The 25,313-nt window shown below is 66.3% G+C and carries 20 protein-coding genes; 9 read left to right on the top strand and 11 right to left on the bottom strand.

What is annotated here, in order from left to right; all coding sequences use genetic code 11:
- The first annotated feature begins 321 nt into the window (after nucleotides 1-321).
- Genes FHS82_RS04285 through FHS82_RS04275 form a run of 3 tightly spaced genes read left to right on the top strand, consistent with a single transcriptional unit; the run spans nucleotide 322 to nucleotide 4,070 of the window.
- Nucleotides 322-2,259 (top strand): peptidylprolyl isomerase, encoded by a 1,938-nt coding sequence (locus tag FHS82_RS04285; protein ID WP_166949177.1) that lies wholly within the window; start codon nucleotides 322-324, stop codon nucleotides 2,257-2,259.
- An 18-nt stretch (nucleotides 2,260-2,277) separates the two neighbouring features.
- Entirely contained in the window at nucleotides 2,278-3,777 is a 1,500-nt protein-coding gene (gene trpE / locus FHS82_RS04280; protein ID WP_166950195.1) for an anthranilate synthase component I, read from the top strand.
- An 8-nt stretch (nucleotides 3,778-3,785) separates the two neighbouring features.
- Nucleotides 3,786-4,070 carry a sulfurtransferase TusA family protein gene (locus FHS82_RS04275; RefSeq protein ID WP_166949175.1) on the top strand — a complete coding sequence of 95 codons (285 nt, stop codon included), beginning with the start codon at nucleotides 3,786-3,788 and terminating at the stop codon, nucleotides 4,068-4,070.
- On the opposite strand, the gene hmuQ is transcribed toward FHS82_RS04275, so the two are convergent.
- The 3 genes from hmuQ to FHS82_RS04260 all read right to left on the bottom strand — a co-directional run bounded on the left by hmuQ (nucleotide 4,055) and on the right by FHS82_RS04260 (nucleotide 7,719).
- Nucleotides 4,055-4,411: a heme-degrading protein HmuQ gene (gene hmuQ, locus FHS82_RS04270; protein ID WP_166949173.1), complete on the bottom strand. Its 357-nt coding sequence runs from the start codon at nucleotides 4,409-4,411 to the stop codon at nucleotides 4,055-4,057. The genes FHS82_RS04275 and hmuQ overlap by 16 nt on opposite strands.
- Nucleotides 4,412-4,419: 8 nt before the next feature.
- A complete protein-coding gene (locus FHS82_RS04265; protein ID WP_166949171.1) occupies nucleotides 4,420-5,727 on the bottom strand; it encodes an HlyD family type I secretion periplasmic adaptor subunit in 1,308 nt (435 codons plus the stop codon).
- A gap of 81 nt (nucleotides 5,728-5,808) precedes the next feature.
- Complete coding sequence (locus FHS82_RS04260; protein ID WP_166949169.1) at nucleotides 5,809-7,719, bottom strand: type I secretion system permease/ATPase; 1,911 nt, start codon at nucleotides 7,717-7,719, stop codon at nucleotides 5,809-5,811.
- 585 nt (nucleotides 7,720-8,304) lie between these two features.
- Between FHS82_RS04260 and FHS82_RS04255 the strand changes: the two genes are divergently transcribed.
- From FHS82_RS04255 to FHS82_RS04240, 4 genes are all read left to right on the top strand, one after another.
- Complete coding sequence (locus tag FHS82_RS04255; protein ID WP_166949167.1) at nucleotides 8,305-8,715, top strand: hypothetical protein; 411 nt, start codon at nucleotides 8,305-8,307, stop codon at nucleotides 8,713-8,715.
- A 172-nt stretch (nucleotides 8,716-8,887) separates the two neighbouring features.
- Nucleotides 8,888-9,448: a helix-turn-helix domain-containing protein gene (locus tag FHS82_RS21405; RefSeq protein ID WP_166949165.1), complete on the top strand. Its 561-nt coding sequence runs from the start codon at nucleotides 8,888-8,890 to the stop codon at nucleotides 9,446-9,448.
- 123 nt (nucleotides 9,449-9,571) lie between these two features.
- Nucleotides 9,572-10,822: a glycosyltransferase family 4 protein gene (locus tag FHS82_RS04245; protein WP_166949163.1), complete on the top strand. Its 1,251-nt coding sequence runs from the start codon at nucleotides 9,572-9,574 to the stop codon at nucleotides 10,820-10,822.
- A gap of 211 nt (nucleotides 10,823-11,033) precedes the next feature.
- On the top strand, nucleotides 11,034-11,624 hold the full coding sequence (locus FHS82_RS04240) for a BA14K family protein (RefSeq protein WP_166949161.1): 591 nt from the start codon (nucleotides 11,034-11,036) through the stop codon (nucleotides 11,622-11,624).
- A 92-nt stretch (nucleotides 11,625-11,716) separates the two neighbouring features.
- Here FHS82_RS04240 and ispG read toward each other — a convergent pair whose 3' ends face one another.
- Together ispG and FHS82_RS04230 are read right to left on the bottom strand one after the other, a co-directional pair.
- Complete coding sequence (gene ispG, locus FHS82_RS04235; protein WP_166949159.1) at nucleotides 11,717-12,979, bottom strand: flavodoxin-dependent (E)-4-hydroxy-3-methylbut-2-enyl-diphosphate synthase; 1,263 nt, start codon at nucleotides 12,977-12,979, stop codon at nucleotides 11,717-11,719.
- A gap of 55 nt (nucleotides 12,980-13,034) precedes the next feature.
- Nucleotides 13,035-13,658 carry a transcriptional repressor gene (locus tag FHS82_RS04230; RefSeq protein WP_343042502.1) on the bottom strand — a complete coding sequence of 208 codons (624 nt, stop codon included), beginning with the start codon at nucleotides 13,656-13,658 and terminating at the stop codon, nucleotides 13,035-13,037.
- Between the two features lie 411 nt (nucleotides 13,659-14,069).
- Between FHS82_RS04230 and FHS82_RS04225 the strand changes: the two genes are divergently transcribed.
- Nucleotides 14,070-14,855 (top strand): 3-hydroxybutyrate dehydrogenase, encoded by a 786-nt coding sequence (locus FHS82_RS04225; RefSeq protein WP_166949157.1) that lies wholly within the window; start codon nucleotides 14,070-14,072, stop codon nucleotides 14,853-14,855.
- On the top strand, nucleotides 14,852-15,739 hold the full coding sequence (locus FHS82_RS04220) for an HpcH/HpaI aldolase/citrate lyase family protein (RefSeq protein WP_246225072.1): 888 nt from the start codon (nucleotides 14,852-14,854) through the stop codon (nucleotides 15,737-15,739). The genes FHS82_RS04225 and FHS82_RS04220 overlap by 4 nt, the downstream gene beginning before the upstream one ends.
- A 168-nt stretch (nucleotides 15,740-15,907) precedes the next feature.
- Here FHS82_RS04220 and lpdA read toward each other — a convergent pair whose 3' ends face one another.
- The 6 genes from lpdA to mdh form a co-directional block, all read right to left on the bottom strand.
- A complete protein-coding gene (gene lpdA, locus FHS82_RS04215) occupies nucleotides 15,908-17,308 on the bottom strand; it encodes a dihydrolipoyl dehydrogenase (protein ID WP_166949153.1) in 1,401 nt (466 codons plus the stop codon).
- A 113-nt stretch (nucleotides 17,309-17,421) separates the two neighbouring features.
- Nucleotides 17,422-18,648: a 2-oxoglutarate dehydrogenase complex dihydrolipoyllysine-residue succinyltransferase gene (odhB, locus tag FHS82_RS04210; protein ID WP_166949151.1), complete on the bottom strand. Its 1,227-nt coding sequence runs from the start codon at nucleotides 18,646-18,648 to the stop codon at nucleotides 17,422-17,424.
- Between the two features lie 80 nt (nucleotides 18,649-18,728).
- A complete protein-coding gene (locus tag FHS82_RS04205) occupies nucleotides 18,729-21,689 on the bottom strand; it encodes a 2-oxoglutarate dehydrogenase E1 component (RefSeq protein WP_166949149.1) in 2,961 nt (986 codons plus the stop codon).
- Nucleotides 21,690-21,864: 175 nt separating this feature from the next.
- Nucleotides 21,865-22,749 carry a succinate--CoA ligase subunit alpha gene (gene sucD, locus FHS82_RS04200; protein ID WP_166949147.1) on the bottom strand — a complete coding sequence of 295 codons (885 nt, stop codon included), beginning with the start codon at nucleotides 22,747-22,749 and terminating at the stop codon, nucleotides 21,865-21,867.
- Nucleotides 22,749-23,948: an ADP-forming succinate--CoA ligase subunit beta gene (sucC, locus tag FHS82_RS04195; RefSeq protein WP_166949145.1), complete on the bottom strand. Its 1,200-nt coding sequence runs from the start codon at nucleotides 23,946-23,948 to the stop codon at nucleotides 22,749-22,751. Before sucC ends, sucD begins: the two co-directional genes overlap by 1 nt.
- 203 nt (nucleotides 23,949-24,151) lie before the next feature.
- The gene (gene mdh, locus FHS82_RS04190) at nucleotides 24,152-25,117 is read right to left on the bottom strand and encodes a malate dehydrogenase (protein ID WP_166949142.1); all 966 of its coding nucleotides are present in this window, start codon (nucleotides 25,115-25,117) and stop codon (nucleotides 24,152-24,154) included.
- Nucleotides 25,118-25,313 lie beyond the last annotated feature (196 nt).

Here is a 25,313-nt window from a genome sequence, read left to right as displayed (position 1 = left end):
GACGTCCGGCCCGCACGCGCATCTCACGGTTCGCGCACACGCCCTGACAGATATGTCATTAATATGCCGTTTCTGTTCACGAAGTATAGGTATATACGGCGCAAAAATGCCTCGTTTGAGTCATTATGTGCCATATTAGACACTGTCTCTGGCGAATGAGGTGCGATTTCGGCGCGGGCGGCGCGGGCGGCGCGGGCGGCACAATCGGGGCCCGGTGGCGGCACGGGCATTGCGGCCCCGGCGTTTCCGCTTTATCGCTAGGGAGCGCGCGGTTCGCCGTTCGCGTTCAACACCATTCCCGTTCCGGATATCGCCAGACCCATGCTCCAGATCTTCCGCAACGCCGGCCGCCATTGGTTCGGCAAGGCCATCACGACAGTCCTGTTCGGGCTGCTCATCCTCTCCTTCGGCATCTGGGGCGTGGCGGACTGGATCGCGAGGCCGAGCGGCAACACCGTCGCCACGGTGGGGGAGCGCACCATCTCCGCGCAGGCGGCGCGCGACGCCTATCTGGCCCAGCTGCAGGCGCTGCAACGGCAGCTCCGCACGCCCATCTCGCCCGAACAGGCGCGGGCGCTGGGCCTGGAACAGCAGGTGCTGGGGCAACTCGTGGGGCAGGCCGTGCTCGACACCAGCGCCGACGACCTGAAGCTCGCCGTGCCGGACGCCACCATCGTCGACATCGTGATGCGCGAGCCGCAGTTCCGCGATTCACAGGGCAACTTCAACCGCGCCGCCTTCGACGCCGCCCTGCAAAACGCCGGCATCACCGAAAAGGCATTCGTCGACGAGCAGCGCGCCGTGCTGCCGCGCCGCCAGATCGCCGAAAGTCTCACGGGCGACATTGCGCCGACGGCGCCCATGCAGGAAGCCTTCCACCGCTTCGTGGCGGAACGGCGCGAGGCGCGGCAGATCACGCTCGCGCCGCAGGCGGCGGGCACCGTCGCCGACGCGGACAACGCCACGCTGGAGGCGTGGTTCAATGAGCGCAAGCCTATGTTCCGGCTACAGGAATTCCGCTCCATCGCCGTGCTCTCCATCGACCCCGAAACGCTGGCGAAGCCGGAGAAGGTGACGCGCGAGGCGGCCGTCGCCCGCTATGAGGCCGACAAGGAAAGCCGCTACGGCACGCCGGAAACGCGGCACGTGCAGCAGCTCGTTTTCCAGAACGCGGACGAGGCCGCCGTCGCCCGGCAGCGACTCGCCGACGGGGCGGATTTCACGGCCATCGCCGCCGAGCGCAAGGTGGCGGAGGCGGACTACGACCTTGGCCTCGTGGCGCGCGACGCCGTGTTCGACCCCGCCGTGGCCGAGGCCGCCTTCACGCTGACGGAGCCGGGAATCAGCGCGCCCGTGCAGGGGCGATTCGGCACCGTGATCGTACGTGTGGTGTCGATCACGCCGCCTTCCGTGCAGTCGTTCGGCGAGGTGGAGCAGGCGGTGCGCCTCGCCATCGCCATCGATGACGCGCGCGCGGCCGTCAACGCCCTGCATGACCGCATCGAGGACGCGCGCGCCGCCGCCACGCCGCTGGCCGAGATCGCGACCGCGAACGGGCTTCCGCTGCAGACCATCAGCGCCGTGGACAGCGCCGGGCGCGACCGCGCGGGCAAAACCATTCCCGACCTGCCGGGTGGCGCGGACCTGCTGAAGGCCGCCTTCGCCTCCGACGTGGGGGCCGACAACGCGCCGCTGCGCCGCCAGACGAGCACGGGTGCGGGCTACGTGTGGTTCGACGTCACGGATGTCGCGCCCGAGCGCGACCGTACCTTCGCGGAGGCGCGCGACGAGGCGCTGAAGCGCTGGCGGGACGAGGCCGTCGCGGACAAGCTTTCCGCCACCGCAGGCGACATCGTGGCGCGGCTGGACAAGGGCGAGAGCCTCGACGACATCGTGGCCTCCTTCCCCGCCGGCACTTTCGCCGGACCCGCCCGGACGGTGACGGACATCGCCCGCAACAGCCAGGGGGGCGGCCTGCCGCCCGCCGCCGTGCAGCAGATATTCGCCACCCACAAGGGCAAGGCCGGCTCCGCCGCCCTGCCGGAGGGGCGCGTCGTGTTCCAGGTGACGGAAGCGGCAACGCCGCCGCTCGCCGCCGGCTCCCCGCAGGTCGCAGCGGTGGCGCAGCAGCTGCGCACCGCCCTCGCCGACGACCTGCTGGCCGAATACATCGGCAAGCGGCAGGCGGAACTGCGGCCCACCTTCAACGAGCAGGCGCTGCGGGCGGCCATCGGCGCCGGCCCCTCCGGCGGACTTTGAGGTATCGCGATGTCCGACATGCTCCTTACCGACGCCTTCCAGGCCGCCTACGAGGCGGGCACGCCCGGCGTGGTCAGCACCACGCTCGTCGCCGACCTTGAAACGCCCGTCGCCGCCTTTCTGAAGCTGCGCGCCATTACGCGCGGGCCTTCCTTCCTGCTCGAATCAGTGGAAGGCGGAGCCGCGCGCGGGCGCTATTCCATCATCGGCCTCAACCCGGACGTGATCTGGCGCTGCCAGGAGGGCGCCGTCACGGTAACGCGCGGGAACGGAGCGCCGGAGAGCGATTCGCGCCCGCCGCTCGACAGCCTGCGCGCGCTGCTGGCGGAAAGCCGGCTCGAACTGCCGCGCGGCCTGCCGGCCATGGCGGCCGGCGTGTTCGGCTATCTCGGCTATGACATGGTGCGGCTGATGGAGCGCCTGCCCTCCCCGCCGCCCGACGTGCTGGGCCTGCCGGACGCGGTGATGGTGCGCCCGACGCTGATCGCGGTGTTCGATTCGGTCACCGACGCGCTGTCGCTGGTGACACCCGTGCGGCCCGCCGCCGGGGTGAGCGCGCGGCAGGCGCACGAGGCCGCCGTGGCGCGAATCGAGGAAGCGGTGGCGGCGCTCGACGCGCGCCTGCCGCATGAGCAGCCTATCGACGTGGCCGCGCTGGCCGCGCCGGAACCCGTCTCCAACACCGCGCCGGAGGAGTTCCGGCAGATGGTGGCGCGGGCGAAGGAGTACATCAAGGCCGGCGACATCTTCCAGGTGGTGCTGTCGCAGCGGTTCGACGCGCCGTTTTCGCTGCCGCCGCTGTCGCTCTACCGGGCGTTGCGGCGCTCCAACCCCTCGCCGTATCTCGCCTTCCTCGACTTCAACGACTTCCAGGTGGTCTGCTCCAGCCCGGAAATTCTGGTGAAGGTGGCGGACGGGAACGTCACCGTGCGCCCCATCGCCGGCACACGCCGCCGGGGCGAGACGCCCTCCGCCGACGCGGCGCTGGCGGCCGAGCTGCTCGCCGACCCCAAGGAGCGGGCGGAGCATCTGATGCTGCTCGACCTCGGCCGCAACGATGTAGGCCGGGTTTCGGCCACCGGCACGGTGAAGGTGACGGACAGCTTCTACCTCGAATATTACAGCCAGGTGATGCACATCGTCTCGAATGTCGTGGGCCGGCTGGCGCCGCAGCACGACGTGATCGACGCACTCGCCGCAGGCTTTCCGGCGGGAACGGTCTCCGGCGCGCCCAAGGTGCGGGCGATGGAGATCATCGACGAGCTGGAGAAGCACAAGCGCGGCCCCTATGCCGGCTGTATCGGCTATTTCGGCGCCGGCGGCGAGATGGATACCTGCATCGTGCTCCGCACTGCCATCGTCAGGGACGGGCGCATGTCCGTGCAGGCGGGCGCGGGCATCGTGCACGATTCCGACCCGGAGGCCGAGCTGCAGGAGTGCATCAACAAGGCGCGCGCCCAGTTCCGCGCCGCCGAGGAGGCCGTGCGATTCGCCGCGACCGCCCGGCGGGGGCAATAGCAGCTGCCATGGACGCGGCGGGAGCGGGACGAGGCGAGACGGTGCATCTCGACCTGCGCGGGCTGAAATGCCCGCTGCCGGCGCTGCGCACGCGCAAGGCTTTGGCGCGGGCGGCGCCGGGCACCCTGCTCGTCGTGGCCTGCACGGACCCGCTGGCCGGCATCGACATTCCCCATCTCGTGCGGGAAACGGGCCATATCCTGGAAGGAAATGCGCCGGAAACGGATGCGCCGCCCGAAGGCGGCGCACGCATATTCACGATCCGGGTGGTGGCGAATCAGCCAGCGGCCTGATTCGCGTTCACGCGCGTGCCGTCGCCGAGCACGGTCTGGAGCACCTCGAAGCCCTCGAACTGCGGCGGACCCGCGTAGAGCGGCTTGCGGTCGCCCGCGTTGCGATGAGCGGCGCGGAATGCCTCCGAGCGCGTCCAGGCCTCGAAATCGGCCTTCGAACGCCAAACGGTGTGGGATGCATAGAGCGTGTGTTCGTCCGTCTCCGGCCCGCGCAGCAGGTGGAACTCGACGAAGCCCGGCAGCTCGTGCAGGTGCACCTCGCGCGACAACCAGACCTGCTCGAACTCGGCCTCGGAACCCTTCAGGACCCTGAAGCGGTTCATGGCGATATACTGCGACATGACTCGTCTCACTTTTCGCGGAAGGAAGTCGTGATCGCTTCTGTAAGCGGGCGCGTCAGATAGTCAAGCACCGACCGCTCGCCCGTGGGGAAGATGACCTCCGCGGGCATGCCCGGCCGCAGCCGCGTCTTCAGGTTTTCCGGCAGGTCCGTATTGCGCACCGAAACCTGCGCCAGATAATACGGCATGCGCGTGGTCTCGTCGGTCAGGCGGTCGCGCGAGATGTCGTCCAGCGTGCCCATGATGAGCGGCGTCGTGCGGGAATGGAAGGCGGGGAAGCGCACCTCCGCCGGCAGGCCGGTGTGGACGCGGTCGATATCCGTGACCTCGACATGCACCTCGACGACGAGGTCGTCGTCCTCGGGCACGATTTCGAGCAGCGTGTCGCCGGGGCGGATGACGCCGCCGAGGGTGAACACCTTCAGGTTGTGAACGATACCCGAGCGCGGTGCGACGACGTCGATGCGCTTCAGCACGTCCTCGGCGATACGGATGCGCTCCTGCAGCTCGCCGAGCTTCAGCCGCGTGTCGGCGAGGCTCTGGCCGACCTTCTCCTGAAACTCCTGCTCGGCCTGCCGAATCTGGATCTGCATCTCGCCGATGGCGTTGTGGGCCTTGGCGCTGTCGGCCTGGTTGCGGCCGATGATGCCGTCGAGGCGCGCCTTCTCGCGTTCCAGCGACGATTCGCGCGTCTTCGAGACGAGGCCCTTCTTCGCCAGCGCCTTCACGCCGACCAGCTCGTCGTCGATGAAGTAAAGCTGCTGCTGGGCGGACTGGCGCTCGCGGTCGAGGCCGCCAATCTCGGACTGGTACTGCGTGATGCGGGTCTTCATGACATCGATCTGGCCGTTGAGCGAGGCGCGGCGTTCGCGGAACTGCGTCTCCTGGTCAGCGATGGTGCGGGCGACCTCGGGCTCGTCCCCGCGCCCGGTCAGCTCGGCGGGGAAGGCGATCGTTTCCTTCATGTCCCGCTCCGCCACGAGGCGCGCCTCCAGCGCCAGCATGGAGTCGAGCTGGCGACGGGTCGCGACGTAGTTGGCGTCGGAACTCGTGGCATCCAGCCGGAACAGCACCTGCCCCTGCTCCACGCGGCTGCCGCTGGTGACATTGATCTCACGCACGATGCCGCCTTCGAGATGCTGGACGGCCTTGCGCTTGCCCTCCACCGAGACGAGACCCGAGGCGATGACGGCACTGTCGATGTGCGCCAGCGCGGCCCAGCCGCCGAGCAGCCCGAACGTCAGCACCACGACGGCGTAACCGAAGCGGGCAACCGGCCGGTAATCGCCGGAGATCTTGGGGGCTTCTTCACTCATGATCCTGATACCCTGCCATGCTCGAATAACGTCCGTGCCGGTCCGGCACCTGCCGCGCGGCGGCGGGCGTCATGCCCGCCTTCACGCCTGCGCCGCCGCCTGCCCCGGCACCGCCGGCGGCTTGCCCTGCCCGCCGCCCTGCTGCACAGCGGGGGCCGGCTGGGTGACGACGCGCGGCCCCATGACGCGGGCCAGCACCTCGTCGCGCTCGCCGAACGCCTGCACCGTGCCGTCGGCGATCATCAGGATCGCGTCGCACAACGTCAGTATATTTGTCTTGTGGGTGACCAATACAACGGTCCGCTTCGCCTGTTTCAGCGCACGAATCGTGTTCATCAGCGCCTGTTCGCCGGCAGCATCGAGATTCGCGTTCGGCTCGTCGAGCACAATGAGCGCCGGCAGGCCGTAGATCGCCCGCGCCAGGCCGATGCGCTGGCGCTGGCCACCGGAAAGCGCGTGCCCACCTTCGCCGATCTGCGTGTTGTAGCCCTGCGGCAGATGCTGGATCATTTCGTGGACGCCGGCCATCTGCGCCGCCTGCACGACCTTCGCCTCATCGGGCGCATCGAAGCGGGCGACGTTTTCAGCAATGGTGCCGGCGAAGAGTTCGACGTCCTGCGGCAGATAGCCGAGCGACTGGCCGAGCTGCTCCGGATCCCAGTGCTTGAGGTCGGACCCGTCGAGACGCACCGCGCCCGCAACCGCCGGCCACACGCCGACGATGGCCCGCGCCAGGCTGGATTTGCCAGCCGCGCTCGGGCCGATGACGCCGAGGATGGTGCCTTCGCGCACGCCGAATGACACGCCCTTGAGCACGGGTCCCTCGCGGCCCGGCGCGCGGACGACGAGGTTTTCGACCACGAGCTGCCCCTTGGCGTCGGGAAGCCGCATGCGCGGCGGGCCGGGCGGCACCGCCTTCAGCAGCGCCCGCACGCGCTTCAGCGCGCCGCGCATGCCGACGAAGCCCTTCCAGTTGCCGATCGCGGCCTCGATAGGCTGCGTGCAGCGTCCGACGATGATCGAGGCGGCGATCATCATGCCGGGCGATATCTCGCGGTTGATGGCGAGATAGGCGCCAAGGCCCAGGATGAGGCTCTGCGAGAACATACGGTTGAAGCGGCTCGCGGCCATCAGATAGCCCGCGCGATCGGAGGCCTGCGCCTGCCAGCCGAGCGCCGCCGAGCGGCTTTCCTCCCACCGGTGGCGCAGCCGCGAGATCATGCCCATGGCCTGCAGCACCTCCGCGTTGCGGAACGTGGCGGAGGCCTTGCCGGACGCCGCAATCGAGGCCTTGGTGGCCTTGTCGAGCACCGGGCGGGTGGCGCGGTCGTTGGCAATGGCGAGAATGGCGGAGATGATGCAGGTGATGATGGCGAACAGGCCGTACCACGGATGCAGCAGGAAGGCGACGACCACGTAGACCGGCACCCACGGCAGGTCGCAGCCGGCGATGATGCCGGCACCGGTGAAGAACTCCCGCACCGTGTCAACGTCGCGCAGAACCTGGGTATGTCCCTGCGACGGCTGCTGGATCGTGGCGCGCTGGACGGAGTCGAACGCCTCCGTTTTCACCTCGCCGTCGAAGGCGACGCCGCCGCGCACCAGAAGCCGCGTCCTGACCGTCTCCAGAATGGCGGCCGTGACGTAGAGGATGGCGACGATCAGCGTCAGCAGGAGCAGCGTCGTGACATTACGGCTCGACAGCACGCGGTCGTAGACCTGCATCATGTAGAGCGGCCCGACGAGCCCCAGCACGTTGATGAACAGGCTGAAGAAGATCGCCGACATGATCGCCGGACGCGCGGCGCGAAAGGCGGCGTCGAGAGCGTTTTCTCCCGGACGCAGCGGCGCGGCGCGGCCACCGGCAACGAGGGCCCCGCCCCCGGAGGCGCCTCCCTTGGGAGAACCGGAGAAGAAGGAGGCCACGGCATCCCCCGTACCAGCGATCCAACGCCCGGCGTGTTCCCGGAATTTCGCGATATCGACTGCCATATTGGAACGGTTCCTGCTGTCCAGACTGCCGGCTCCCGACCGCGCATCGGAAACCCCTACGCCGCGGCGGACACATGAATACAGCGGCAGCATCCACGCCCGGACGCCTGCCGCCGGCCAAGAGCCGCCACACGATATGCATTACATACAGAATGATACGCCATCAACGCAATAGCCGCAATCCAGTGCACATATTGCGACTAAAACAACATTGTCTCCGCAACCTAACCGATATAAGAATACAATCATGAAACTTGGGGGGCTATATTTATGTAAAAATAAAATATTTATGAAAATAAATGATGAATAAATACTCATCAATAATTATATATTCTATATTTTAATGGGAAAATTATATTTATATATTTATACGTATGTGAGTTTTTATAAAAAATATAACGGTAATATGCGTGTTTTTGATTTCAATTCGAGGCTGAAATATGATTTATTTTTCATTGACTATTGAAATCGCAGTCTCAAGCTTTAATTTTTCAAGATTGTAAAGCAGAATAACACAATTGCGCCGTCATTCAAATCGTCCTGCTTGTTGTGCTACCCTGAATACAGCTATAGGTGTGAGATAACATGAGCGTTGAAACGACCTTGCCGCAATTGTTCCGTGGATGGACCGGCTGGACCGCCGACGAGTTCGCGGCACTTCGTCACGCCTGCGAGGCGCTGGAAAATACTGGCGCCGACACCGACGTGGGCTGGGGCCTCTCGGATGAGGGCGACGCATGGTTCGCCATCTGCGAGGAGTTCACGGGCGAGCCGATTCTCCATGTCATTCGCACGGGCAGGACCTATACGGCCATCGCGCCTGCGCTCGGCAAGGCTCTCCATGCCGGGGAACTCCGCATGCTGGTCGCGGAAGCGGTTGCACGTCTGGAATGCCTGCCCACGCCCCCGGCGGCCCGCGCCGGAAATGGCGCCGCGCATGCGGATTCGCGACCCGCGCAAACATCGGGTGCGGACTTGTACCGCCAGAAAAAATGAAGTAGTACGTTGAAGATAAAATCTATGATCGCTAATCTTAAGGATTATGGAAGCGATACTTCATTCCATATAGAGTCGTTATTGTCGGCCGTTTGCATACATAAAGAGGCATACACATTCAATTTTGAGACATGAATTCTGTTTCATCTTTTTTATTTATTATGGGGCGCGAATGTATACAAATCAACGACAGACGCAGGACACGAAAGAACTGCGCCGCATCGGCGGCCGCTGGCTGAAGGAACGACGCGAAAGCGCCGGCCTCTCGCAGCGGCAACTGGCGGAAATCCTCGGGGTCGAATATTACACGTTCATTTCACAGATCGAGACGGGACATGGTCGCATCCCGCCCGACCGTTACGAGACCTGGGCGAACGCCATAGGTCTGTCTCTGTCCGATTTCGTTCGCGAGATTCTGCGCTATTACGATCCCGTCACCTTCGCCATTCTTTTCGGCGATGCGTCTGCCAGTACCGGGATGGCAGGCAGTGCATTGTCGACGGAGAACCGGCAGTTGCGGGAGCAGGTGCGGGAGTTGCACCGCCTGCTCGGCAAGAAGACCATGGAGCTGGAACAGGCGCGGGACCGCCTGTCGCTCGCCTCCCCCGCTCCCGGCGACGCCGCAGAGGGCGGCAGGGGCAGGCGGCGCGGGGGGCGGGCCGGCGCGCGGCAGGGCGATCCGGAACCCGCTACCGCAGCGCCCTCCGCTGGAGGGAACGCGGCCGGGGATTGAGACCCGTTCGGCCACAACGACAGGGGGCTATCGTCGTCCTGCGATTGTCTGTAATGTCCGCGCGTCTTTTCGCCCGGGCCGAGCGGCCGACCTTTCCCGCGATTCTCACCTCATGGTTTCCCGATGGCAAACAAGGTTCTGAGCCTGATCCCGCAACTGTGGTTCAAGTTCGGCCTCGTTCGCCTGTGGCGGCTTGTGCCCCGCCCGCTGCGCCGGCGCATCGTGGCAAGGCTCATCCCCCTGCCGAAACGGGCCGGCCGCCGGCTTGCCGCGCCCCAGGCGCCGGTCATGATGTGCGGCTTCCTCGCAAGTCCGCTCGGCCTCGGCTGGAGCGCGCGCCTCACGCGCGGCCTCGTGGAGGAGGCCGGCGTGCCGATCCGCGATTTTGACATCGGCCATGCCTTCGCCACCGGTGAAAGGGACGCCGTGCTTCCCGATGCCTCCGGGCCGGCGACCGTGATCTTCAACTTCAATCCGGGGCAGTTCGGCTACGCGCTGCAATTCCTGCCGGACGACATCCTTCGCGATAAGTACATCATCGGCTATTGCGTCTGGGAACTGGAACGCATCCCGGACGACTGGCTGACGCCCCTCACGCTCGTCGATGAGCTCTGGGTGCCGACGCATTTCGTGCGCCAGGCCTTCGAGAATGCCGGGGTCAAGCTGCCGATCCGCGTCGTTCCCCACATCATGAGCGCCCCCGCCGGCCTCGCGAGGGACCGGGCGCGGTTCGGCTGGCCGGAAGATGCCTTTGTCGCCACCGTCGTGGCGAGCCTGCGGTCGAGCCTCGCGCGCAAGAATCCGCTCGCCGCCGTCGATGCCTTCAGGCGCGCTTTTCCCGGCGGGGAGAACGCGCTGCTCGTGCTCAAGCTCGGCGATTCGCACCTGGAGGCGGAGGCGCTCGCGACAGTGCGCGCCGCCATCGGCGACGATCCGCGCATCCGCCTGCTTCTCGACACGCTCGACAACGACGACATGTGGACGCTTCTCGCCTCCTCCGACGCCGTCGTCTCCCTTCACCGGGCGGAGGGTTTCGGCCTGGTGCCCGCACAGGCGATGCTCGCCGGGCGGCCGGTGGTGGCCACCGGCTGGTCCGGCAATCTCGACTTCATGTCCGAAGAAACCGCCTGTCTGGTGCCGTACCGCCAGATTCCGGTCGAAGACCCCAGCGAACTCTATGTCGCGCCCGATCTCCATTGGGCCGATCCCGACATCGGACAGGCAGCCGCGTTCCTGCGCCGTCTCCACGACGATCCCGCGGAACGCGAGGCGCTCGGCCAGCGGGCGCGGCAGGGAATTGAGACCTATTTCCGCAACGCGCACGCGCCCATAGTCGCCGCCATCCGGGAGTGGCCGCACGCCACGAAATCGTAAGCGTGACGACAAAATGCGGCCTTAATACCGACACGGCGGCCTGTTCGAATCCTATTCAAGCAGGGGCGCCCGGACGTCGAATGAAGCCATCTGGCTGACAGGAATTTTCCCTGCCGAGAGAAATAGAGAGCCGTTGCCGATCCGGTGCGATCGGTAAACGCTCTCGACCATTCGCCCCTCGGGGAGCGAATACGCAGGGAGTAACTTTGTGATGCAAAAGGATGCTCTTCAGCAGACCGAATGGCGGTCGAAACCAGCCCGGCGCGTTGCCGGCGTGCTGCTCGCCGCGCTCACCATCCTGTCGGCGGCAGCCATCACGGTGCCGCCGGCTGCCGCGGTCACGCTGACGGATTCCGGACGTGGCGAGGCAGAGGGCCTGCCGATCGTCGACGTGCAGTATCGCTACGGGCCGCCACCTCCCGACTATTACTACGACGGCCCGCCGCGCCGGTATTACGGGCCGCCGCGCGACTACTACGGTCCGCCGCGCTGGCGACATGGCTATCGCTATCCGCGCCGGCCGCCGCCGCCCCACTGGTACCGGCCGCCGCCGCCTCCACCGCCGCCTTATTATTACCGCAGCCACGGCCCGGACTTTTACAATCCGGGAGCAGCGGTCGCCGCCGGCGTGCTGGGCCTTGCGGCCGGCGCCGCCTTGGGCGGAGCGCTCACCGCGCAGGACGACCCGCCGCCGCGCTCGGACGCCACATGGCTCAGCTATTGTGCCAGCAAATACCGGTCGTTCGATCCCGACTCGGGAACGTACGTCGCCTATGACGGCAAGCGCTATTTCTGCAAGTAGCCGCGCCCGGCCATTCCCGGCGCCCGAAAGCGGGAAGACGGAACGGTTCGGCGGGCAGTGCAAGCCGGGCCGCTCCTGCAGCCCGGCGGACATCAGCCGAACCGGCGCTCGATATAGTCGTTGACGAGGTTCTTGAACTCATCGGCGATTCCCGCCCCTTTCAGGGTCATCGCCTTCTCGCCATCGATGAACACGGGGGCGGAAGGCGTTTCGCCGGTGCCGGGCAGCGAAATGCCGATGTCGGCATGTTTCGACTCTCCGGGCCCGTTGACGATACAGCCCATCACCGCGACATTGAGATTCTCGACACCCGGATAGCGCGTCTTCCACTCGGGCATGGATGTCGTGATCCAGCTCTGGATGTCGCGCGCCAGTTCCTGAAACACGGTGGAGGTGGTGCGCCCGCAACCGGGGCAGGCGGCGACGAGTGGCACGAAGGTGCGGAAGCCCATCGTCTGCAGCAACTCCTGCGCGGCGCGAACCTCAAGCGAGCGGTCGCCGCCGGGCTCAGGCGTCAGCGAATAGCGGATGGTGTCGCCGATGCCTTCCTGCAGCAGGATGCCGAGAGCCGCGGAGGACGCGACCAGGCCCTTGGAGCCCATGCCGGCCTCGGTGAGCCCCAGATGCAGCGCATAGTCGGAGCGGCGCGCCAGATCGCGATAGACGGCGATCAGATCCTGCACCGCCGAGACCTTCGCGGAGAGGATGATGCGGTCGCGCGGCAGGCCGATCTCCTCCGCCCGCGCCGCAGACAGCAACGCCGACTGCACCAGCGCCTCGCGGGTAACGGCGCGCGCGTCGAGCGGCGTATCGCTGTTCGAGTTCGCATCCATCAACCGCGTCAGCAGTTCCTGGTCCAGCGAGCCCCAGTTGGCGCCGATCCGCACCGGCTTGCCGTTGCGCGCGGCGATTTCGACGATGGTCGAGAACTGCTTGTCACGCTTTTGCCTGAAGCCGACATTGCCGGGGTTGATGCGATATTTCGCCAGCGCCTCGGCGCAAGCCGGGTGTTCCGTCAGCAGCTTGTGGCCGATGTAGTGGAAGTCGCCGACGAGCGGCACCTCGATGCCCTTCACCATCAGCGCGTCGCGGATGTAGGGCACGGCGCGCGCCGCCTCGTCCCGATCCACGGTGATGCGCACCAGCTCCGACCCGGTGCGCGCCAGCGCGGCCACCTGCGTCACGGTCGCGGCGACGTCGGCCGTGTCGGTGTTGGTCATCGACTGCACGACGACCGGCGCGCCGCCGCCGACCACGACGCCGCCGACATCCACAGCGACAGTGTGATGACGGGCAGCCGGGCGAGCCTCGGCAGCAAGAGCCGCGTCGACAAGGGAAGCGGGGGCAACGTTCATCTGAAACAGGATCCGGGGAAAGCGGCAAACGTCGGCTGCCGCCTATATCGCCCATTCAGGCCGGTTCGGCAACCGAATCCTTGGGCGCGACCTCCCCCTGCCCCTTGCCGCCGCAATGGGCGCAGATGCCGGCGATCTCGACCACCTCGTTGCGCGGGGTAAAACCAGCCTCGCCGAGCATCTTCGCCAGCGCGCCGCTGAACACGGGCGAGGATGCCTCGTCCACCCCCCCGCACTGCTCGCAGATCAGAAAGACGACCAGTTCGCCGGGCGAATGAACGTGCGGACAGGCGATGAAGGCGTTGCGGGTCTCGAGCTTGTGAATGAAACCCTGTTCCAGCAGGAATTCCAGCGCCCGGTAGATGGTGATCGGCGCAACGCGCCTTTGCGCCTCGCGGCCCATGATCTCTGCGATGTCATAGGCGCCAAGCGGCCGGTGCGTCGTGTAGAGGGCCGAAAGCACGTCATGCCGGATCGGCGTCATGCGCACACCGCGCGCACGGCACAGGTCGGCTGCGTGTTGCAGGGCGCCGGGCGCGAGCGCAGCCCGGTGCGTCGCGTGATCGCACGCCTCCCCGCCATGCGCGTGGGGCTGCGCGTGGAAGCGGCCCGTCGCGCCGCCGGGCAAGGCGTCGTGCGTATGCCTGTAGGAACCGCCATGCACAGGACGAGCATTCACGCCGTTCTCCTTCGCGTCACGCCCGGCGCCGCCACGCATGCCGATGCCGGTTTCTTCCATCACTGATTGAACATTATAACATATTCCTCGATTGTTACACATCGCACGGCAAAAAGCCGGCATGACGCCGCGCGCGTCATATTGTGACAAGGGATATGCGCCTATGATATGGTTGCATTTTGCGGCATGCCGCATTCCGTGCGTACCGAAAGGCGCGCGGGCGCGTCGATGCTCTTTGCAGCGCGGATCACGGCCCCGGAAAGGCAAGCGGCTCGAAAGGGCCGTCCCGTTCCCGGACAAGGTCGTGTCCGGTCGTCAGGTTGAAACACGGGCAGCCTCCCCGGCGCCCGGCTGTTCAACGATTTTGCGCATGTTCATCTTCTCCACGGGAAGCCAGGGAGGCTTTTGCCCATGTCTCTGAAATCGCGTACCGCTGTCGTCACCGGCTCCACGAGCGGAATCGGCCTCGCCATTGCCCGCGCCTTCGCGCGCGAGGGCGCCAACGTCGTCATCAACGGCTTCGGCGATGCGGCGGCCATCGAAAAAGAGCGCCTCGGCATCGAGGACGAATTCGGCGTGAAGGCCTTCTACTCCGGCGCCGACCTTTCGAAGGCGGACGAGGCGTTCAACCTCGTGGTGGAGGCCGAGAAGGCTTTCGGCTCGGTCGACATCCTCGTCAACAACGCCGGCATCCAGTTCGTGGCCCCGGTGGAGGAGTTCCCGGTCGAGAAGTGGGACCTGATCATCGCCCTGAACCTCTCCGCCGCCTTCCACACCACGCGCGCCGCCATCCCCGGCATGAAGGAGCGCAAGTTCGGCCGCATCATCAACACGGCTTCCGCGCACGCGCTCATCGCCTCGCCCTTCAAGTCCGCCTATGTCTCGGCCAAGCACGGCATCGCCGGCTTCACCAAGACGGTGGCGCTGGAGACGGCCACTTTCGGCATCACCGCGAACGCCATCTGCCCCGGCTACGTCTGGACGCCGCTCGTCGAGAAGCAGATTCCCGACACGGCCAAGGCGCGCGGCATCACCGAGGAGCAGGTGAAGAACGACGTCCTGCTCGCCGCCCAGCCGACGAAGGAGTTCGTCACGGTGGACGAAATCGCGGCGCTTGCCGTGTTCCTCGCCACGGACGCTGCCCGCTCCATCACCGGCGCGATCATCCCCGTCGACGGCGGATGGACGGCGCATTGACGGCCACGATACGGCCACGCCGGAGCCTGCTGTTCGTTCCGGCCTCGAATGTCCGCGCGCTTGAAAAGGCGCGCGGCCTTCCTTCCGACGCCGTCATCATCGACCTGGAGGACGCCGTCGCCCCCGCCGCCAAGGAGGCGGCGCGCGAGCAGGCACGGGCCGCGATTGCACAGGGCCTCGGCGGCCGCGAGGTGGCGCTGCGCGTCAACGGTGCAGACACGCCGTGGGGCGCCGACGACCTGGCGCTCGCCGCAAGCGTCGCGCCCGATGCCGTCCTTGTCCCCAAGGCCGCCTCGGCCGAGGCCGTGCGCGATATCGGCCGGCGCCTCGACGCGCTCGGCGCGCCGGCGCGGGTGCAGGTGTGGGCGATGATCGAGACGGCGCGCGCCGTGCTCGACGCCGACGCCATGGCCCGCACGGCGTTGGAGCCCGCAAGCCGTCTCGCTCTCTTCGTCATCGGCGCGAACGATCTTGCCCGCGAGACCGGCGTGCGCGTGCGGGCGGGCCGCGCCGCCCTGCTGCCGTGGCTGCAGCAGGTGCTGCTTGCCGCGCGTGCGAGTGGACTTGCGGCGATCGACTCGGTCTACAACGATTTCAGCGATACCGCCGGCTTCGCGGCCGAATGCGCGCAGGGGCGCGACCTCGGCTTCGACGGCAAATCGCTGATCCATCCGGCGCAGATCGCCGCCGCGAACGCCGCCTTCGGCCCCGGCGCCGACGACATCGCGGAAGCCCGCGCGCTCATCGCAGCCTTCACCGCGCCCGAAAACGCCGGCAAGGGCGCCGTGAGCTTCGAGGGGCGAATGATCGAGGATCTGCACGTTGCCATCGCCCGGCGCACGCTCGCGCTCGCCGATGCCATCGCTGCCCTGCATCACCCATGAAAGAAGCGCCGGGGCGGACAGCGCTGGCGCTTCCATACAGCCCGAAAACCTGGAGCGCGCTCCGATCGGAATTCGCTCAAAATAAGGAACCTAGAATCTGTCCTGTTTCAACATAAACAGGACAGATTCTGGAGTGTTTCTGTCTTTGACAGAAACACTCCAGGCGGATCAGAAGTGGATGGCGCGCTTGTCCACGGCGAGCGCCGCCTCCTTCACCGCTTCCGAGCGGGTCGGGTGGGCGTGAGTGGTGCGGGCGAGATCTTCGGCAGAGCCGCCGAACTCCATCAGCACGGTCGCCTCGTGGATCAGCTCGCCGGCTTCCGGCCCGATGATGTGGACGCCCAGCACGCGGTCGGTGGTGGCGTCGGCCAGAATCTTCACGAAGCCTTCCGACTGGTGGTTGACCTTGGCGCGCGCATTAGCCGTGAAGGGGAACTTGCCGATGTTGTAGGCGATGCCAGCGGCCTTCAGCTCTTCCTCCGTCTTGCCGACGGACGCCACTTCCGGCGTCGTGTAGATCACGGCCGGGATCACGCCGTAGTTGACGTGGCCCGCCTTGCCGGCGAGCAGCTCGACGGCGGCAATGCCCTCTTCCTCGGCCTTGTGCGCCAGCATCGGCCCGGCGATGACGTCGCCGATGGCGAGAATGCCCGCCACGTTGGTGCGGTAGTGATCGTCCACCACAACGCGACCGCGCTCATCGAGCGCGACGCCGATCTCGGCAAGCCCCAGACCCGTGGTATAGGGCACGCGGCCCGTCGCCACCAGCACGACATCGGCCTCGATCACCTCAGCCTCGCCGCCCGCAACCGGCTCCACGGTCACCTTCGCGCCCAGGCCGGTGTTCTCGACACCCGTCACCTTGGTCGCGAGCTTGAAGATGAAGCCCTGCTTGGCCAGGATGCGCTGGAACTGCTTGGCCACCTCGCCGTCGTTGCCCGGAATGATGCGGTCGAGGAACTCGACCACGGTTACCTCCGCGCCGAGCCGGCGCCAGACGGAGCCGAGTTCCAGCCCGATCACGCCTGCACCCACGACGACGAGCCGGCCCGGCACCTTGTCGAGCGCGAGCGCGCCGGTGGACGAGACAACGACCTTCTCGTCGATCTCGATGCCCGGCAGTCGCGCGACGTCCGAGCCCGTGGCGATCAGGATGGTCTTGGCCTCGACCACCTGCACCGTGCCGTCTTCCGCCGTTACCTCGACCTTTCCGGCGGCCAGGATGCGGCCGGTGCCGTGGAACGTATCGATCTTGTTCTTCTTGAACAGGAAGTCGATGCCCTTGACGTTGGCGTCGACGCCCTCCTGCTTGAAGGCCAGCAGCTTGGCGACATCGATCTCGGGCGCGCTCACCTTGATGCCGAAATCGCCGAAGGCATGCGCGGCTTCCTCGAACTTCTCGGAAGCGAACAGCAACGCCTTGGAGGGAATGCAGCCGATATTGAGGCAGGTGCCGCCGTGCGTCTTGCGCTTTTCGACAACCGCCGTTTTCAGCCCGAGCTGCGCGGCGCGAATGGCGGCGACATATCCGCCGGGGCCGGTGCCGATAACCACGAGATCATAAGACATGGGACTTCCTGCCTGTCGAGCGCCGGTTCGCGTTTGCGGACGAGAGCAACCGGCAATGTCAAATCATGAAACGGGAGGCGCCTCCCGGCCGCAGCCGGGAGGCCGGTGCGAAATCACAGGTCGAGCACGAGGCGCGCCGGATCCTGCAGGTTTTCCTTGATGCGGACGAGGAAGGTCACCGCCTCCTTGCCGTCGATCACGCGGTGATCGTAGGACAGGGCGAGGAACATGATCGGCCGCGCCACGATCTGGCCCTTGTAGACGACCGGGCGCTGATCGATGCGGTGCATGCCGAGGATGGCCGACTGGGGCGCGTTCAGGATCGGCGTCGACAGCAGTGAGCCGTACACGCCACCGTTCGAGATGGTGAAGGTACCGCCCTGCATCTCCTCGATCTTGAGCTGGCCATCACGGGCGCGGCGGCCGAAATCGCCGATCTGCTGCTCGATACCCGCCACCGACAACTGGTCGGCGTCGCGCACCACCGGCACGACGAGGCCCTTGTCGGTGCCGACCGCCACGCCGATGTGATAGTAGTTCTTGTAGATCAGGTCAGTGCCGTCGAGTTCGGCGTTGACGGCCGGCAGCTCCTTGAGCGCCTGCACCGCGGCCTTGACGAAAAAGCCCATGAAGCCGAGCTTGACGCCGTGCTTCTTCTCGAACGCATCCTTGTACTGGTTGCGCAGCTCGATGACGTTGGTCATGTCCACGTCGTTGAACGTGGTCAGCATCGCCGCGTTCGACTGCGCTTCCTTGAGGCGGCGCGCGATGGTCTGGCGCAGCTTGGTCATGCGCACGCGCTCCTCGCGCGCCTCGTCGCCGGGCGCCGCAGGGGCGCGGGGCGTCGCGACCGGTGCGGGCACGGCCGCAGGAGCCTGGGCGGGCGCCGCCGCAAAGGCGAGGATATCGCCCTTGGTTACGCGGCCGTCCTTGCCGGTGCCGGGCACGCCGGCCGGGCTGATGCCGGTTTCCGCCGCGATGCGCTGGACGGCCGGGCCGTTCTCCAGGCCGGCAGCGGCAGGCGCAGCGGGGGCGGGCGCCGGAGCAACCGGTGCGGGAGCAGGTGCCGCGGCGGGCCGCGGAGCGGCGGCTGAACCCGCGCCGCCTTCGTTGAACGTGCCGAGCAGGGCGCCGACGCCCACGGTCTCGCCTTCCTTGACGGTGATTTCCGTCAGGACGCCGTCCGCCGGCGCGTTGACCTCCAACGTCACCTTGTCCGTTTCGAGTTCAACCAGAGGCTCGTCAGCCTTGACCGCCTCCCCCACCTTCTTGAACCATTGGCCGACAGTGGCTTCGGTGACGGATTCGCCCAGCGTGGGCACGCGGATTTCGGTCGCCATGATCTTGTGTCCATTGTGGCCTGCGGCCGGTTATTTGACAGGATGAAGGCCCGGCCGGCGGACGCCGGCCGGATCGAAAATCAGACGGAAAAGGCGTCGTCGAGGAACGCCTGCAACTGCGCGAGATGCTTCGACATGATGCCGGTCGCCGTCGCGGCTGAGGCGGCACGCCCCACGTAGCGCGGACGCTTCGCCTTGATGCTCGAATGCCCCAGCGCCCACTCCAGATAGGGTTCGACGAAGGTCCACGACCCCATGTTCTTGGGCTCTTCCTGGCACCATACGAGATCGGCGTTGCGGAAGCGCGACAGCTCATTGATCAACGACTTCACCGGGAACGGATAGAGCTGTTCGACACGCAGCAGGTAGACGTCGTCGATGCCCCGCTTCTCGCGCTCCTCATAGAGATCGTAGTAGACCTTGCCGGCGGTGAGCACGACGCGGCGGATCTTGTCGTCCTTCACCAGCTTGATCTTCTCCTTCGAGAGCCGCTCGGCGTCGTCGCGGATGAGACGGTGGAACGAGCTGGTCTCCGTGAACTCCTCCAGCCGGGAAACCGCGCGCTTGTGGCGCAGCAGCGACTTCGGCGTCATCAGGATGAGGGGCTTGCGGAAGTCCCGCCGCAACTGACGGCGCAGAATGTGGAAGTAGTTGGCCGGCGTGGTGACGTTGGCCACCTGCATGTTGTCCTCGGCGCACATCTGCAGATAGCGCTCCAGACGCGCGGACGAGTGCTCCGGCCCCTGCCCCTCGTAGCCGTGCGGCAGCAGCACCGCGAGGCCCGACATGCGCAGCCACTTGCGCTCCGCCGACGAAATGAACTGGTCGAACACCACCTGCGCGCCGTTGGCGAAGTCGCCGAACTGCGCTTCCCACAGGGTAAGCGCGTTCGGCTCCGTCAGCGAATAGCCGTATTCGAAGCCGAGCACCGCCTCTTCCGAGAGCATCGAGTTGATGACCTCGAATTTGGCCTGGCTCTCCGAGATGGCGTTGAGCGGGATGTAGCGGTGTTCGTCCTTCTGGTCGACCAGCACGGAGTGGCGCTGCGAGAACGTACCGCGCTCGACATCCTGCCCCGACAGGCGCACGGGCTTGCCTTCCTTCAGCAGCGAGGCGAACGCCAGCGCCTCGCCGGTCGCCCAGTCGATGCCCTCGCCCGTCTCGATTGCCTTGCGGCGGTTGTCGAGGAAGCGCTGGATGGTGCGGTGGACGTTGAAATCGGCCGGCACCGACGTGAGCTTCTCGCCCAGCAGCTTCAGCTCGGCTTCCGGAAGGCCGGTAGCCCCGCGCCGCGGATCGTCCGCGTCCTCGCGCACCGCCTTCAGGCCCGCCCACTTGCCGTCCAGCCAGTCCGCCTTGTTGGGCTTGTAGGTCTGCCCGGCCTCAAGCTCGGTTTCGAGGTGGGTGCGCCAGGCGGCGCGGCGCTCCTCGACCTCCGCCTGCGTCACCACGCCCTCCGCCACCAGCTTGCTCGTGTAGATTTCGAGCACGCTCGGGTGGTTGCGGATCGCCTGATACATCAGCGGCTGCGTGAACGCCGGCTCGTCGCCCTCGTTGTGGCCGAAGCGGCGATAGCAGAACATATCCACGACGACCGGCTTGTGGAACTGCTGGCGGAACTCCGTCGCGATCTTGGCGGCGAACACCACCGCCTCCGGATCGTCGCCGTTGACGTGGAACACCGGCGCTTCCACCATCTTCGCCACATCCGACGGATAGGGCGAGGAGCGCGAGTTGCGCGGGTTGGTGGTGAAGCCGATCTGGTTGTTGATGATGACATGCACGGAACCGCCGGTGCGATGCCCCTTGAGCCCGGACAGGCCAAGGCACTCCGCCACGACGCCCTGGCCGGCGAAGGCCGCGTCGCCGTGCAGCAGCAGCGGAATCACGGAAGTGCGCGTCTCGCGGTCGCCGAGCTGGTCCTGCTTGGCGCGCGCCTTGCCGAGCACCACCGGATTGACGATCTCCAGATGCGACGGGTTGGCGACGAGCGACAGATGGACCTTGTTGCCGTCGAACTCGCGATCGCTCGATGCGCCGAGGTGATACTTGACGTCGCCGGAGCCTTCCACGTCGTCGGGCGCGAAGGAACCGCCCTTGAACTCGTGGAACAGCGCCCTGTGCGGCTTGGCCAGCACCTGCGTCAGCACGTTGAGGCGGCCGCGGTGGGCCATGCCGAGCACGATTTCCTTCACGCCCAGGTTGCCGCCGCGCTTGATGATCTGCTCCAGCGCGGGAATAAGCGACTCGCCGCCGTCGAGACCGAAGCGCTTCGTGCCCGTGTACCTCAGGTCCAGAAACTTCTCGAAGCCCTCGGCCTCGATCAGCTTGTTGAGGATGGCGCGCTTGCCCTCCGGCGTGAAGGTGATTTCCTTGTGCGGGCCCTCGATGCGCTCCTGAATCCACGCCTTCTCCGCCGGATCGGAGATGTGCATGAACTCGACGCCGAGCGTCCGGCAATAGGTGCGCTTCAGGATCGCCAGCATCTCGTTGACGGTGGCGAACTCAAGCCCGAGCACGTGGTCGATGAAAATCTTGCGGTCGAGGTCGCCCGGCCCAAAGCCATAGCTCGACGGGTGCAGTTCCTCGTGATCGCGCGGCGGGCTGAGGTGCAGCGGGTCGAGATCGGCGTGCAGGTGGCCGCGCATGCGGTAGGCGCGAATCATCATGATGGCGCGCACGCTGTCGCGCGCCGCCTGCTGCACGGCCTCCGGCGACAGCTCGACGCCGCCCTTCTGGGCTTTCTGCTTGATCTTGTCGCCCACGGCCTTCTCGATGCCGGACCAGTCGCTGTCCAGCGCCGAGACGAGTTCGCCGTTGGCGGGAACCGGCCAGTTGGGCCGCTGCCACGACGCGCCCTGCGCATTCTTCTCGACGAGCGCCTTGTCCTCGCTCAAGCCGGCGAAGAACGCCTGCCAGCCGGCATCCACCGACTTAGGGTCCTGCTCGTAGCGGGCGTACAGCTCATCGAGATAGGCGCCGTTTCCGCCGTAGAGAAATGAGGTTTGAGCAAATGCGTCGTTCACATCCTGCCGTGCCATGACCCTTATCATCCTGCCGGAACCCGGACCCGTCCGGGCGAGCGGGCCTTGCGGCCCGAAACCCATCACCGTCCGGAGGCGGTGACGGGATGATTGTTCTGGGGACGGCTGTCCTTGCCATCCGAATACGACCGGAAGGTGGCGGATCGGCGGCAGGCGCCGGTCCGCCGCGCCATCAGCCCTTGAGCACCTCGACCAGCGTCTTGCCGAGACGCGCCGGCGACGGCGAGACGCGGATGCCCGCCTCTTCCAGCGCCGCGATCTTGTCTTCCGCGCCGCCCTTGCCGCCGGAGATGATCGCGCCTGCGTGGCCCATGCGGCGGCCGGGAGGCGCCGTGCGGCCGGCGATGAAGCCGACGGTCGGCTTCTTGCGTCCGCGCTTCGCCTCGTCCTTCAGGAACTGCGCCGCCTCTTCCTCGGCCGAGCCGCCGATCTCACCGATCAGGATGATCGACTCGGTCTTGTCGTCCGCAAGGAACAGCTCCAGCACGTCGATGAACTCGGTGCCCTTCACCGGGTCGCCGCCGATGCCGACCGCCGTCGTCTGGCCAAGGCCTTCCTGCGTCGTCTGGAACACCGCCTCGTAGGTCAGCGTGCCGGAACGCGACACGATGCCGACCGACCCCACCGAGAAGATATTAGCCGGCATGATGCCGATCTTCGATTCGCCCGCAGTCACCACGCCGGGGCAGTTGGGGCCGATGAGGCGCGACTTGGAGCCGTCGAGCGCGCGCCTCACCTTCACCATGTCGAGCACCGGAATGCCCTCGGTGATGGCGACGATGAGCGGGATTTCGGCGTCGATCGCCTCAAGGATGGCGTCGGCCGCGCCTGCCGGCGGGACATAGATGACGGAAGCGTCGGCACCCGTCGCCTCGCGCGCCTCGGCGACCGTGTCGAACACCGGAAGGCCGAGATGCTTGGAGCCGCCCTTGCCCGGCGACGTGCCGCCGACGACCTGCGCGCCGTAGGCGAGCGCCTGTTCGGAGTGGAACGTGCCGTTCTTGCCCGTGAAACCCTGGGTAATGATTTTCGTCGACTTGTCGATCAGAACGGACATCAGGCTGCTCCCTTGACGGCATTGACGATTTTCTGGGCTGCGTCATCGAGGTCGTCGGCGGGGACGACGTTCAGGCCCGATTCTCTGATGATCTGCTTGCCGAGTTCGACGTTCGTGCCTTCGAGGCGCACGACGAGCGGAACGGACAGGCCGACTTCCTTCACGGCGGCGATGACGCCTTCCGCGATGACGTCGCACTTCATGATGCCGCCGAAGATGTTGACCAGGATGCCCTTCACGTTCGGATCGGAGGTGATGATCTTGAACGCTGCCGTCACCTTTTCCTTCGAGGCGCCGCCGCCGACGTCGAGGAAGTTCGCCGGCTCCTCGCCGTAGAGCTTGATGATGTCGAGCGTCGCCATGGCGAGGCCCGCGCCGTTGACCATGCAGCCGATGTTGCCATCGAGCGCGATGTAGGCGAGGTCGTACTTCGACGCCTCGATCTCCTTGGCGTCCTCTTCCGTGGTGTCGCGCAGCTCGACGATGTCTGCATGCCGGTAGAGAGCATTCGAATCGAACGACACCTTGGCGTCGAGCGCAACGAGCCGATCATCCTTCGTGACGATCAGCGGGTTGATCTCCAGCAGGCTGATGTCCTTGTCGACGAAAGCGTCATAGAGGCTCTCGACCAGCTTGCCCGCCTGCTTGGCGAGCTCAGCCGAAAGGCCGAGTGCCTTGGCGACCTTGCGGCCATGGAACGGCTGCACGCCGGTGGCGGGGTCGATGGAGAAGGTGATGATCTTGTCGGGCGTGTTGTGCGCCACTTCCTCGATGTTCACGCCGCCTTCCGTCGACACGACGAAGGCGATGCGGCTCGTGGCGCGGTCCACCAGCGCGGAGAGATAGAATTCCTTGGCGATGTCGGAGCCGTCCTCGATGTAGAGGCGGTTTACCTGCTTGCCGGCGGGGCCCGTCTGCTCCGTCACCAGCGTGTGGCCGAGGATCTGGCGGGCGAATTCCTCCACCTCCTCGACGGAACGGGCAAGGCGCACGCCGCCCTTCTCGCCGGCCGCGGGCTCCTTGAACTTGCCCTTGCCACGGCCGCCGGCGTGGATCTGGGACTTGACGACCCACAGGGGTCCGCCGAGTTCCCGCGCTGCGGCAGCGGCCTCGTCCGCGGAAAAGATCGCCTTTCCGCGCGAAACCGGCACCCCGAATTCCTTCAAGACGGCCTTGGCCTGATATTCGTGAATGTTCATATCGTCGTCCCAGGTGGCTAAGATCTTGTGGCTTGGATCTTCATGGCTCGGATAGCTGGTGGCCCGGGTGCCTGCTGACGCCTGCAACCTGCCGTGTCTTCTTGCCGCCGTGTCGTCCCGCGCGATCGCACCATGAAACATGGCACGATCCGAAGACGCCGGGATGGCGAAACGGCGGCCCTCCCCGAGCCGCCGTCCGATGATCAGCCAGCAAGCGCCGGGTTGATGGTCTTCGACGCCTCGATCAGCCCCTTGACAGACTGCACCGACTTGTCGAACGCAGCCTTCTCGTCCGCCGACAGGGCGATCTCGATGATGCGCTCGACGCCGTTCTCACCGATCACCACCGGCACGCCGACGAACAGGCCATTCTCGCCGTACTGGCCGGAGAGATAAGCCGCGGCGGGCAGCACGCGCTTCTGGTCCTTGAGGTAGCTCTCGGCCATGGCGATGGCGGACGCGGCCGGCGCATAGAAAGCAGAACCGGTCTTGAGCAGGTTGACGATCTCGCCGCCGCCCTTGCGGGTACGCTCGACGATGGCGTCAAGCCGCTCCTGCGTGGTCCAGCCGATGTTGACGAGGTCCGGCAGCGGGACGCCCGCGACGGTGGAATAGCGCGTCAGCGGCACCATGTCGTCGCCGTGGCCACCGAGCACGAAGGCCGTGACGTCCTTCACCGACACCTTGAACTCGTCGGCGAGGAAGTGGCGGAAGCGGGCGGAGTCGAGCACGCCGGCCATGCCGACGATCTTGTTGGCCGGAAGGCCCGAGGCCTTCTGCAGCGCCCACACGGCGGCGTCCAGCGGGTTCGTGATGCAGATCACGAAGGCGTCCGGCGCGTTCTCGCGGATGCCCTGCCCCACCGACTCCATCACCTTGAGGTTGATGCCGAGCAGGTCGTCGCGGCTCATGCCAGGCTTGCGCGGCACCCCGGCGGTGACGATGATGACATCGGCGCCCGCGATATCCGCATAGGAATTGGCGCCCTTGAAGGCCGCGTCAAAGCCGTCGACCGGGGCCGATTCGGCGATGTCGAGGGCCTTGCCCTGGGGGATGCCTTCGGCGATGTCGAACAGAACGACGTCACCGAGTTCCTTCAAACCGGCGAGATGAGCGAGCGTGCCGCCGATCTGTCCGGAGCCGATCAAAGCGATCTTCTTGCGGGCCATGGAAACCGATCCTTGAACTGGAGGGATGAAAAACCCCGTTTGCGCCGTCTACTTGACTCAAAGCGTGCAAGCCTTCAAGCCGCATGCCGGGGGGTGGAGGCAGCCGCCGCGCGCGCCGATGCGCGCGCCGGCCGCGGGGGCATGGATAATCTTCCTGCACCTTCAATACGTTGAGGAAGATCATGACGGAGCCGTC

The organism is Pseudochelatococcus lubricantis (genome assembly GCF_011762225.1).
In the GTDB taxonomy this organism is placed as follows: Bacteria; Pseudomonadota; Alphaproteobacteria; order Rhizobiales; family Beijerinckiaceae; genus Pseudochelatococcus; species Pseudochelatococcus lubricantis.
Note: the sequence above shows the minus strand (reverse complement) of the source record. Positions and strands in the feature narration are given on the sequence as shown.

Excerpts from the sequence above, each read along its gene's own strand:
- ispG (WP_166949159.1), bottom strand. The coding sequence starts at position 12,979 with ATGAACGTTGCCCCCGCTTCCCTTGTCGACGCGGCTCTTGCTGCCGAG.
- sucD (WP_166949147.1), bottom strand. The coding sequence starts at position 22,749 with ATGTCCGTTCTGATCGACAAGTCGACGAAAATCATTACCCAGGGTTTC.
- FHS82_RS04205 (WP_166949149.1), bottom strand. The coding sequence starts at position 21,689 with ATGGCACGGCAGGATGTGAACGACGCATTTGCTCAAACCTCATTTCTC.
- hmuQ (WP_166949173.1), bottom strand. The coding sequence starts at position 4,411 with ATGTCGCAGTATATCGCCATGAACCGCTTCAGGGTCCTGAAGGGTTCC.
- FHS82_RS21405 (WP_166949165.1), top strand. The coding sequence starts at position 8,888 with ATGTATACAAATCAACGACAGACGCAGGACACGAAAGAACTGCGCCGC.
- FHS82_RS04275 (WP_166949175.1), top strand. The coding sequence starts at position 3,786 with ATGGACGCGGCGGGAGCGGGACGAGGCGAGACGGTGCATCTCGACCTG.
- FHS82_RS04260 (WP_166949169.1), bottom strand. The coding sequence starts at position 7,719 with ATGGCAGTCGATATCGCGAAATTCCGGGAACACGCCGGGCGTTGGATC.
- FHS82_RS04225 (WP_166949157.1), top strand. The coding sequence starts at position 14,070 with ATGTCTCTGAAATCGCGTACCGCTGTCGTCACCGGCTCCACGAGCGGA.
- trpE (WP_166950195.1), top strand. The coding sequence starts at position 2,278 with ATGCTCCTTACCGACGCCTTCCAGGCCGCCTACGAGGCGGGCACGCCC.
- FHS82_RS04285 (WP_166949177.1), top strand. The coding sequence starts at position 322 with ATGCTCCAGATCTTCCGCAACGCCGGCCGCCATTGGTTCGGCAAGGCC.
- lpdA (WP_166949153.1), bottom strand. The coding sequence starts at position 17,308 with ATGTCTTATGATCTCGTGGTTATCGGCACCGGCCCCGGCGGATATGTC.
- mdh (WP_166949142.1), bottom strand. The coding sequence starts at position 25,117 with ATGGCCCGCAAGAAGATCGCTTTGATCGGCTCCGGACAGATCGGCGGC.
- FHS82_RS04255 (WP_166949167.1), top strand. The coding sequence starts at position 8,305 with ATGAGCGTTGAAACGACCTTGCCGCAATTGTTCCGTGGATGGACCGGC.
- sucC (WP_166949145.1), bottom strand. The coding sequence starts at position 23,948 with ATGAACATTCACGAATATCAGGCCAAGGCCGTCTTGAAGGAATTCGGG.
- odhB (WP_166949151.1), bottom strand. The coding sequence starts at position 18,648 with ATGGCGACCGAAATCCGCGTGCCCACGCTGGGCGAATCCGTCACCGAA.
- FHS82_RS04245 (WP_166949163.1), top strand. The coding sequence starts at position 9,572 with ATGGCAAACAAGGTTCTGAGCCTGATCCCGCAACTGTGGTTCAAGTTC.
- FHS82_RS04240 (WP_166949161.1), top strand. The coding sequence starts at position 11,034 with ATGCAAAAGGATGCTCTTCAGCAGACCGAATGGCGGTCGAAACCAGCC.
- FHS82_RS04265 (WP_166949171.1), bottom strand. The coding sequence starts at position 5,727 with ATGAGTGAAGAAGCCCCCAAGATCTCCGGCGATTACCGGCCGGTTGCC.